Raw genomic sequence first — 8373 nt, 5'->3', positions numbered from 1 at the left:
GTACCAGATGTTTCCCACTCGTCATTATCTGTCTTGCGATAACCCACGATGTATACTTGTTTGTCTATTACTTTCATGAATCTCCCTTCTAAATGTTATAATGTTAAAAAACGATTGGATAACTAAGCATGACATTGCTATTACTTCACGCTTTAATCTATTTGATGATTATTCTACTGCTGATTACTCTTCTGATTGGCTTTTTAATACATAGTCATGGCACGAAAGTAATTTCTATTTTTGGTATAACGGTGCAGATATTGATACTTGCCTTTATAAATCATTATTGAGTTGAACCACGCTTTGCTCCTTTAATCATTCACCCTCCACTGGTAACTGCACCGCTTCTGTTAGTGGGTTAGTCATTCCCCTAATACCTTTGTGCCGTCAATATAAACAGCCCCTTTCCAATCAGTTAGTCTTGATTTTACAGCCAATTTAATAACGCTTTGATAGTTCAAGGGAAATGTACCAAAATCAGGCAATGGATACATATTTGCGTCATAACCAAGAAAATACAACTCATCTTCATTTGTATTTTTTTCATCTAGTAAAAGTTCAACCGTTTTGAATCCCTTGAACAAAGATAATCCACCTTTATATTTTTCGAGTACAGTCTGTTCAGTCATCACTTATCTCCTCCGTGTAAAAACTCATGAATATCATTGCCGATGTCATCGGGTATCATGCGATTGATGTCATCAACTAATAAATCTGCATGCTTATGAATGTTACCGATTACAACACAACATCTGGTTGCCTCATATAAACTATCGTCTCCACAGCTATACTCTCCATACGCTTCATCGTATTCTACAAAACCAACTATCCCATTTTCATCAAAATCTTTTAGAATGTCTCCCTCACAAATTTCAACACCGTCCGCATCTGTCATACCTGTGTATTGTTCAACAATTAGTTCATCGTTATCTAAAATGTTTTGAAAACTATCTCCGATGTCTGCATCGTGCGTAGCCTGTACGTTGTAATAATAACGTTCTGTACTGGTGTCCCACGCTCTAAACTTAATCTCTCGCATAACTATTCACCCAATGCCACGCTCTGTAAGCTAACTATTTTCATCTCATCACACTTTCCACAACTTGCCCATTGCTGATATGATAACCAGCAGAATAGGCAATCTTTTTAATCGTGTTCGCGCTGATCATAAAATACTGTGCAAGCACGTCTATTTCAGTAATATTACTTCTGACCAACGCCCTGAATCTGCGCTTACGTTCTGATGCACGTTTCCGTTCGGATTGCGCATGTGTATCAAAACAATGTGTAAACGCTCCTGAAACTGCTGCTTGCTTATTGACGCGTTTAATTGACTGTCTTTTATATTCTTCGATTGTCATTGTATTCGCCTACAACTACTGCCCTTCCTGCTTCTGGAATCGTGTCATAAACACCATTCAATAAGTTAGCCATTCGTATGGCTTCATCAAAATTTTCATAAGTTTTAAATGTTTTGCCATCTACTCTCAAATCATATTTCAAAAAACACACCTCCATGTGTATACATACAAATCAAGTTCTTGACAATGAGTAAATAAACGTGAGACAATTTGTGCAGAGGTAATAATTTATGGAAACTTATAACCGTGTACGTCAACTTGCTAATGAACATAGATTGTCAATTGCAGAAGTTGAACGTCGTGCAAAACTTGCCCCACAAACAATAGGTAACTGGCGTAGAGTTAACCCGTCTGGCGAAGCTCTAGGCAAAGTTGCTACTGTGTTTAACACAACTGTGGATTATTTACTTGGTAGAACTGATAATCGTATGGCTATTACTAGTGATAAACCAGTTGATATATCTGATAGCACCGTAGCACTGTCGTTCAAAAATCATACATTGACCGATAAACAACGCTCTGACCTATCCGTTTATATCAAGACCATGCTAGAAACTAATTATTGGTAAACATATCTGGATCAAAGCCTAAATCAATCACTTCTGATTTGGTTAGTTTTGCTGGAAATGATTTTGCCATATCTGCAATTCCGTAGCTCCCTGTTAATAGGGAGTTTTTTGGTTCATTAAATTTTGTAATTGCATAACGGACACCGTTACCGAATACAGACCATGTATATGCTTGTTCTTTAACCACAAACAAAACTCGTTCATCCCCACCCATATAGCGAGCTAATGCTAATTCTTCTTCTGTCGTGATTGATTCAAGGAAATCTGAATATTTATCGTGACGATTAGCAAGCGTTAGTAGTGGATATTCACTATCAGATAGCGCCATAATTTTGTCATATTGTTCTTGTGTTACTTCGTATGTTTCAGTCATTGTACTTTCTCACTGTCGAACATTTCTGGGTTGTAACCCCATGCTTTGATTTCTGACTCTGTTAATTTGCTTTTATTACGCAAATTAATATTTATTGATACACCAACATAAGCTAAACTGAATTCCTCATTGTCTTTGAGTTTCCAGTAGTATTTCTTCTCTTCTTCAACAAACCTGTCATGCGCCCATTCACGAGTTAGTGGGTTAGCGATAGCTGCTAATTCAAAATGTAAATCGTTGCTAGAAACGTATTCTGAAAGTAGTGGCATTTTTTCCGAAACAACATTCCAAAATCCACCATCATTTATAAGCCTTCCTTCTGAAATAATTGTTGTTTGAAAATGCTCTTCTTGAATTTCAACAATCTTCTGATACTGCTCTTCCGTAAATTTCATCAACTCATCTCCTGTTGTAGTCTATACAATCTAACTCTGGTAGTGTTACGCCAGTCAGTTAGATTTTTTAATTTCTGCTTATCGTGTGGATAAACAAATCTGCGATAATATTTCAAATCATCACGAGCTTTGATGAAATCATATCGGGCGCGTTCTAATGATTCATTCATCAGCCCACCCCACTAGATATTGCGGTGTTACGTTGAAATAATCGGCTAGTAGTTCCCATGTTTCGAGTTTTGGTTCACGTTTTTCATTTTCGTAATTAGATAGGGTGGAATTTGTGATTTTAAAACCACGTCTTGTTAGTTCGTTAGTCATTTTGCCTAAAGAAACGCCACGCTTTTTTCTTAATTCTGCGAGTCTATTCATCTAACGTCACTCCTTCCGACCAGATAATCAATTGAGACATTGAAATAATCAGCTAAATCGAATACCATTGGCAATCGTGGTTCACGTTCTCCTGATTCGTACCTAGCCAATGTTCGTTGCGTTACCAACATTTCATCTGCTAATTCTTGTTGCGTCACGTTGCGCTCTTTACGAAGTTCACGCAATCTATTCATCAGACAACCTCCTAATCATTATGTCAATCAAACTCAAAGCATTTTTACCGTAATATTTAGCTGTTTTATTTTTAGCCGGAATCTCATCAACAATATTTTTTAAATCACCACGAATGCGTACAATCTTACCCACTGTGTTATTCATCATTAAATACCTGCTCATATTGCTGTGTGACAATATACTTTGCAATTTCTAGCAATTCATCAGCATTCTCATTTACTGCATCGAACGCTGCTTGCTCTGTGCTAAATCGCTCTTTGTGATAGCCACGACCGCCAATATCATATAACTCCACTCGATAACCATCTGGATCATGTTGAATGTCACCGCCCAGCATAGTTAATGCGTCTTTCATAGGCGTTTCCTCGTTTCATGTTCATGCTTAGTGTAACCAACGGTCATACCTGTAATGAAAATCATTCCTCCGATAATGACACTAGCTATTGTTTGTAAAAACCACATACATACCTCCTAACGGTTTCTTGAAAATTCCCATTTCCTAATTTCACGCCAACTCCAACCAATCACATTGCCCACGTTATCTCTAATCTGTGGGAAGTCGTCCAGCGCAAGAAACTTACTGATGTCAGCACGTCTCTTACCTGTCAGAAATTCAGCTAAATCTTGCTGACCTGTAATAATCTCGTGTTCTGGTCCACTCTCAAAGTAAGTTGAAAGTTTTTCCAAAACAGATTCAGAATGTAAATCAATTATTTTGTTATCCATATCTGTACGCCTTTCAAATTAATTAATCTGGAAGTAATCAAAGATTTTGTTTCTGATTCGTTCGAAGCGTTGTGCTTCTTCGCCATTGATTGCACGGCTTGTTTCATCTTCACGCTCGCCGATCCTTTTAGCTAACTCCTTTTGCTTGATGTTGTGAATTGCTAACTGCGTGATAATTTCTACATTTGGTTGTTTCACTGGTTTACTCCTTTCCGATAAGCGATTCGGTATGCGAATGCGTCATCTGGTTCCCATTTCATAAGGTAGCGTTTTGCTTTCTCAAAATCTTTTGCGAGCAACGCATTATATCGTGGAATGCTAAATTTACTTTTAAACTCTTTTGAAATACGAGCAAATACCATTCTCGATAATGCTTGATAACGTGCATTACCCTTATATCCAAGAATTTGAACTGCTTTGTCATTTCTAATTTGTCGTAATACTAATTCTTGATCGCCACTAATTGTTTGTGCGTATTGAATTGAATTGATTTTTCGTTCCAAACGCTCTTGTCGATAATCTTGTATTTTTAATGATTGAAACATGAGTTCAAAAACCTGCATGGGATCTTTAGGCGCTAATTGATAACCACCTGTTTGTCTAATTGTTGGTAGCACCTCCGATGTCACCCAACGTTTGAACTTTTTAGCGTTAGGCTGTTTGCTTGATAGGATTAGTGAGTAGAGACCTGATTCGTTGATAAGTGTTGGCGTTTGAGAACGACCTAACGAATCAGAAATTGATGGGGTAACGTTTTGGACCCCCACTATTTTATCGTCGTCATCAACGTGGTCTCTAACTGCTTTACTGGCATTTGCGTAACCCAAAGTTTCAGCGACATCTTTACCCACAAACCAAATCACATCTTCTAAATTAAGGGTTCTCACTCTACTTGTTTCAAAATTAAATACTTGTACTTGATTCATGTTTTTCCTCCTTTGTTCTAAATTCATCTAAGCTGACATCTAGTGCGTCAGCTACTTTTTCCATTGTGGAAAACGTTGCGTTGTTCTTACCGTTTTTGATTTGAGACAAGGTTGATCTGGAAACATCTGAATGTTCCATCAACCAGCCCCACGTAAGATTTTTTTCGTGTAATACTTTAGTTATTTTTTCTGATTGCAAGGTCATGTTTAGTCCTCTTTAGTAGTTCTGTTTTCTGTTATAATTTACTTACAAACGTTCGTTTAAACGAACATAAGTTTGCCAAGGTTTTAATGCATATTCTCACTTTCTGAGTGGGAATTTTTGTATGACGTCGAATCTAAAGCTAACTTCGACTGTATCATCATCGACTTCTTCATTTAAGCGAGTATATTCTTTCAACTCGAATTGACCCTTTATCAAGCCAACTATTAATTTAATTAACTCTTCCATGTTTATTCTCCCTTCCTTTCTAAATGTCCTGAATATCTAACAACTGTCTAACCTTTGCACGAACCTCACGAGACTGTTTGTTTACTGCGTAGGTGTTAATCGCTAAACTCAATACTGCTTCTGAAACACCAATCGCATTCGCTAAATCTCGTTGTGTCATATCTCGGTCAAACAGACCATCTTTAACACGCTTTTTAAAACTACGTGCTGCGTCTACGATCATTTCTTCTGTCATATGTGTATCTCCTTTCCTATAAAACTTAGTAAGTTTCATATAATTAGTTGTAAGGTTAGCTTTACATTATGGAAGTTTCATAATATAATGGCAGTATAAACAAGCATAATCAAAGGACTACTAACCTTATCGCTCCGCCAAGATAGATAAATTTGTAGGTGTTTTTGTTTTGCTTAAAACTTAGTAACCAACTTACAAGAATTAGTATAACTGGAAGTTTTGTAATTGTCAACGCCAAAACGGGAAGTTACATAATTTTTGTGCTTTTAAAAAAGGAAAAACCTATAATGACACTATATGAGCGCACAACTAAATTATCAAAACAACGAGGATATTCATTAAAAAATCTAGCAATTAGGGCAGGATTAGCTGAAAATTCTATATATGATTGGAAAAAATCTACGCCAAAAGCAGATAACCTAAAAAAGGTTGCGGATGTTTTAAATGTATCAACCGACTACCTATTAGGACGTACTGATGAGATGAATCCAACGTCATCTGATAAAAAGGTCGCTGATATTTTAGATGACGAAACTATTCTTGCTTTCGATGGTATGGAAATAGAAGAGTCTGAAAAAGAGAAGTTGCGTGATTATGCACGTTATATTATTTCCTTACGTGAGAAGGAGAATAAATGACAGAATTTTACAATTACAGTGAGCAACTATATCCCGAAATAGTTCAAAGCGTTGAATCAATAGCTCGAAAAAACAACGTAATTATTATACTAGCTGATAATTTACTATCTCACGTACCCGATACAGCACTAGTAAAAAGCCGTGCAATTATAATGAATGCTAATTTTGATATTGGGGTTGATTATTGTTATCGACTTTCTCACGAATTGAGTCATATATTGTATGGAGATCACGAAGCGCAAGCGGTCTATCAATTCAGCGAATACGGTAAACGCGGTGAAGAATTGCTTGCACATAAAAACGCTATAAAGATGTTAATGTCTATTGAAATGCCAACAAACGTTAATGGTTTTATGGAATATTATCACGTACCCTCTTGGTTGGAAAAAGATGTCGACAGAACATTTAGAGAACTGGCTTATTTAGAATAGGAGAAAATATGAACACAGAAGATTTGAATGAATATATCAAAACAAATAGTAAAGCATACGACATTTTTATTGAAAAAGCGCTCGTCTATCAAAACAATAAAAACACCAGCCGTAAGATGGAAAAACGCTTTAGTGAAGATAAGGTAGCAAGCAAAGCCGAAACAATGTGGGAAAATATCGTCGTTAACTTACATGATAAATTGAATGCAGAAAAAACACTGAAGAAACACCCTTCCACAGATTGGATTAGGTTTATGGAAGAACATGAAATGCTGGATAATCTCGAAGATAGTATGGGAGTACTTGATTTAGAAGATTAATTAGTATGTGCTAGGCAACCATATTAAACCGCTTTAGGAGATTATCGTTATGTACTTTGAACAACACAATGTGGAAGTTGATGAAATACAATCACTAGATTAACACCCATGCCCTATCGGGCGTACATAAAATATAAAAGAAGATAACCTATGACTAAAGAAGAAAAACCAAAATTAACTAGCAAAAAAATGATAGAAAAGATGGAAAGTAAAAATATTCGCTTTGAAATTTGCAGTAGTAAAGATGCAATAGCTTTTTTGGAAAAGAAAAATTATTATTTTAAAGTTAACTCATATCGTCGCAATTTCGAAGAGATAAACGGTCTGTATACAAATTTAGATTTTGCTTACTTAATTGATTTAGCTGCTATTGACGCTTGGTTAAGAAGGTTTCTTAGTCCAATAACTTTGAATGTTGAACATGGTTTCAAAGTAAAACTACTCAATATGATCGCAGCAAATGATGTTATTGATGGTTATGAAATTGTTGAGGAGTTCAAAAATTACGATGAACGAACAACATCAGCATACGAACAAACAGTTAAATATTTGGAAGAAAATTTATATTCACGAGGGCTTTATGAAAAACATAAACCAGATTTTGCAATTTGGGTCTTGATCGAATCAATGACTTTTGGTGCTCTTTCGCAATTTGCAAGATTTTATGATGATAAATACTCCGCACGCGAAAGCTCGTTTCACACACTTCAATTACAGATGAAAAGTGCCAAAAGAATACGAAATGCAGTATCACACTCAAACCCCATTTTAATGAACCTGAATAATGAAGCTGGATTGTTTCCCGTTAACCAAAAGACTGGAAGAAGGCAGCGCTCATCTGCTTCGGTTGTTAGTTCCGCAGCAGAAATGGGAATTGAAAAAGACCTGTTACGCAACGTCAAAATAAACGATTTAGTTGCTCTGTTTTACTTAAATAAACGGATGACAAGCAGGGAGTCCCGACAGCATATGGTAAGAGATGGCGAAGCTCTTGTAAAACGATTTGATAAACATGAAGACTATTACTTAAAAACAGATTCAATTCAGGAATTCAAAAAAATTCTCGTTAAGTTGATTGACTTTCAGTTAAATTGATGATAAAATTTATGTATTGAAACAGTATATAAATCTACTGGCTCCGGAGATGGTATCGATGGGGTTACTACATAAAAAAAGGTCAAGTAATTTAACTGATTACTTGACCTTTTTGCTATTTAAAGCTCAATAATCCTTTGCAAGTCCACAAAGTCATGACTCTAAACTGCCCTATTATCATATCTGTACGCCTATTATACCTTCGTAAAAAGAAAGACAAACTATGTTAAAAGTCAAGAAAAACAACTAAATGTAGAATAATAATTTGGTTGAACGACAAATAAAC

Annotated in this window: 21 protein-coding genes; 5 read left to right on the top strand and 16 right to left on the bottom strand. The window is 36.0% G+C overall.

What is annotated here, in order from left to right; all coding sequences use genetic code 11:
* Positions 1 to 362: 362 nt before the first annotated feature.
* From IEU71_RS09510 to IEU71_RS09495, 4 genes are read right to left on the bottom strand one after another with little or no spacing between them, the layout of a single operon-like run.
* On the bottom strand, positions 363 to 629 hold the full coding sequence (locus IEU71_RS09510) for a hypothetical protein (RefSeq protein ID WP_004912447.1): 267 nt from the start codon (positions 627 to 629) through the stop codon (positions 363 to 365).
* Entirely contained in the window at positions 629 to 1039 is a 411-nt protein-coding gene (locus tag IEU71_RS09505; RefSeq protein ID WP_051000469.1) for a YopX family protein, read from the bottom strand. Before IEU71_RS09505 ends, IEU71_RS09510 begins: the two co-directional genes overlap by 1 nt.
* 40 nt (positions 1040 to 1079) lie before the next feature.
* Positions 1080 to 1361: a hypothetical protein gene (locus tag IEU71_RS09500; RefSeq protein WP_004914419.1), complete on the bottom strand. Its 282-nt coding sequence runs from the start codon at positions 1359 to 1361 to the stop codon at positions 1080 to 1082.
* Positions 1342 to 1503, bottom strand: a complete 162-nt coding sequence (locus tag IEU71_RS09495; protein ID WP_004912440.1) for a hypothetical protein — start codon at positions 1501 to 1503, stop codon at positions 1342 to 1344. The genes IEU71_RS09500 and IEU71_RS09495 overlap by 20 nt, the downstream gene beginning before the upstream one ends.
* 88 nt (positions 1504 to 1591) lie before the next feature.
* Between IEU71_RS09495 and IEU71_RS09490 the strand changes: the two genes are divergently transcribed.
* Positions 1592 to 1930 carry a helix-turn-helix domain-containing protein gene (locus IEU71_RS09490; RefSeq protein ID WP_004912437.1) on the top strand — a complete coding sequence of 113 codons (339 nt, stop codon included), beginning with the start codon at positions 1592 to 1594 and terminating at the stop codon, positions 1928 to 1930.
* Here IEU71_RS09490 and IEU71_RS09485 read toward each other — a convergent pair.
* The 12 genes from IEU71_RS09485 to IEU71_RS09430 all read right to left on the bottom strand — a co-directional run bounded on the left by IEU71_RS09485 (position 1917) and on the right by IEU71_RS09430 (position 5603).
* Positions 1917 to 2303: a hypothetical protein gene (locus tag IEU71_RS09485; protein WP_004912434.1), complete on the bottom strand. Its 387-nt coding sequence runs from the start codon at positions 2301 to 2303 to the stop codon at positions 1917 to 1919. The two genes, IEU71_RS09490 and IEU71_RS09485, sit on opposite strands and share 14 nt — an antisense overlap.
* Positions 2300 to 2698 (bottom strand): hypothetical protein, encoded by a 399-nt coding sequence (locus IEU71_RS09480; protein WP_004912431.1) that lies wholly within the window; start codon positions 2696 to 2698, stop codon positions 2300 to 2302. Before IEU71_RS09480 ends, IEU71_RS09485 begins: the two co-directional genes overlap by 4 nt.
* A gap of 162 nt (positions 2699 to 2860) precedes the next feature.
* Positions 2861 to 3070: a helix-turn-helix domain-containing protein gene (locus IEU71_RS09475; RefSeq protein WP_004912422.1), complete on the bottom strand. Its 210-nt coding sequence runs from the start codon at positions 3068 to 3070 to the stop codon at positions 2861 to 2863.
* Complete coding sequence (locus tag IEU71_RS09470; protein WP_004912419.1) at positions 3067 to 3264, bottom strand: helix-turn-helix transcriptional regulator; 198 nt, start codon at positions 3262 to 3264, stop codon at positions 3067 to 3069. The genes IEU71_RS09475 and IEU71_RS09470 overlap by 4 nt, the downstream gene beginning before the upstream one ends.
* Complete coding sequence (locus IEU71_RS09465; protein WP_155816959.1) at positions 3257 to 3412, bottom strand: hypothetical protein; 156 nt, start codon at positions 3410 to 3412, stop codon at positions 3257 to 3259. The genes IEU71_RS09470 and IEU71_RS09465 overlap by 8 nt, the downstream gene beginning before the upstream one ends.
* The gene (locus IEU71_RS09460) at positions 3402 to 3620 is read right to left on the bottom strand and encodes a hypothetical protein (protein ID WP_004912412.1); all 219 of its coding nucleotides are present in this window, start codon (positions 3618 to 3620) and stop codon (positions 3402 to 3404) included. The genes IEU71_RS09465 and IEU71_RS09460 overlap by 11 nt, the downstream gene beginning before the upstream one ends.
* 116 nt (positions 3621 to 3736) lie before the next feature.
* Positions 3737 to 3991, bottom strand: coding sequence for a hypothetical protein (locus IEU71_RS09455; protein ID WP_004912409.1), 255 nt, complete (start codon positions 3989 to 3991; stop codon positions 3737 to 3739).
* 18 nt (positions 3992 to 4009) lie between these two features.
* Positions 4010 to 4189 carry a hypothetical protein gene (locus IEU71_RS09450; RefSeq protein ID WP_004912405.1) on the bottom strand — a complete coding sequence of 60 codons (180 nt, stop codon included), beginning with the start codon at positions 4187 to 4189 and terminating at the stop codon, positions 4010 to 4012.
* Positions 4186 to 4917 carry a BRO family protein gene (locus IEU71_RS09445; RefSeq protein ID WP_004912402.1) on the bottom strand — a complete coding sequence of 244 codons (732 nt, stop codon included), beginning with the start codon at positions 4915 to 4917 and terminating at the stop codon, positions 4186 to 4188. Before IEU71_RS09445 ends, IEU71_RS09450 begins: the two co-directional genes overlap by 4 nt.
* Positions 4895 to 5122 carry a helix-turn-helix domain-containing protein gene (locus IEU71_RS09440; RefSeq protein ID WP_004912399.1) on the bottom strand — a complete coding sequence of 76 codons (228 nt, stop codon included), beginning with the start codon at positions 5120 to 5122 and terminating at the stop codon, positions 4895 to 4897. The genes IEU71_RS09445 and IEU71_RS09440 overlap by 23 nt, the downstream gene beginning before the upstream one ends.
* 96 nt (positions 5123 to 5218) lie before the next feature.
* Positions 5219 to 5368 carry a hypothetical protein gene (locus IEU71_RS09435; protein WP_004912395.1) on the bottom strand — a complete coding sequence of 50 codons (150 nt, stop codon included), beginning with the start codon at positions 5366 to 5368 and terminating at the stop codon, positions 5219 to 5221.
* A 19-nt stretch (positions 5369 to 5387) separates the two neighbouring features.
* Entirely contained in the window at positions 5388 to 5603 is a 216-nt protein-coding gene (locus IEU71_RS09430; RefSeq protein ID WP_004912392.1) for a hypothetical protein, read from the bottom strand.
* 287 nt (positions 5604 to 5890) lie between these two features.
* On the opposite strand from IEU71_RS09430, the gene IEU71_RS09425 reads away from it, so the two are divergent.
* From IEU71_RS09425 to IEU71_RS09410, 4 genes are all read left to right on the top strand, one after another.
* Positions 5891 to 6241 carry a helix-turn-helix domain-containing protein gene (locus IEU71_RS09425; RefSeq protein ID WP_004912390.1) on the top strand — a complete coding sequence of 117 codons (351 nt, stop codon included), beginning with the start codon at positions 5891 to 5893 and terminating at the stop codon, positions 6239 to 6241.
* The gene (locus IEU71_RS09420) at positions 6238 to 6672 is read left to right on the top strand and encodes a hypothetical protein (protein ID WP_004912386.1); all 435 of its coding nucleotides are present in this window, start codon (positions 6238 to 6240) and stop codon (positions 6670 to 6672) included. The genes IEU71_RS09425 and IEU71_RS09420 overlap by 4 nt, the downstream gene beginning before the upstream one ends.
* An 8-nt stretch (positions 6673 to 6680) precedes the next feature.
* Positions 6681 to 6992 (top strand): hypothetical protein, encoded by a 312-nt coding sequence (locus tag IEU71_RS09415; protein ID WP_004912382.1) that lies wholly within the window; start codon positions 6681 to 6683, stop codon positions 6990 to 6992.
* 150 nt (positions 6993 to 7142) lie between these two features.
* Positions 7143 to 8087 carry an Abi family protein gene (locus IEU71_RS09410; protein WP_004912379.1) on the top strand — a complete coding sequence of 315 codons (945 nt, stop codon included), beginning with the start codon at positions 7143 to 7145 and terminating at the stop codon, positions 8085 to 8087.
* Positions 8088 to 8373 lie beyond the last annotated feature (286 nt).

This window comes from Leuconostoc falkenbergense (assembly GCF_014634805.1).
Lineage (GTDB): Bacteria > Bacillota > Bacilli > Lactobacillales > Lactobacillaceae > Leuconostoc > Leuconostoc falkenbergense.
Note: the sequence above shows the minus strand (reverse complement) of the source record. Positions and strands in the feature narration are given on the sequence as shown.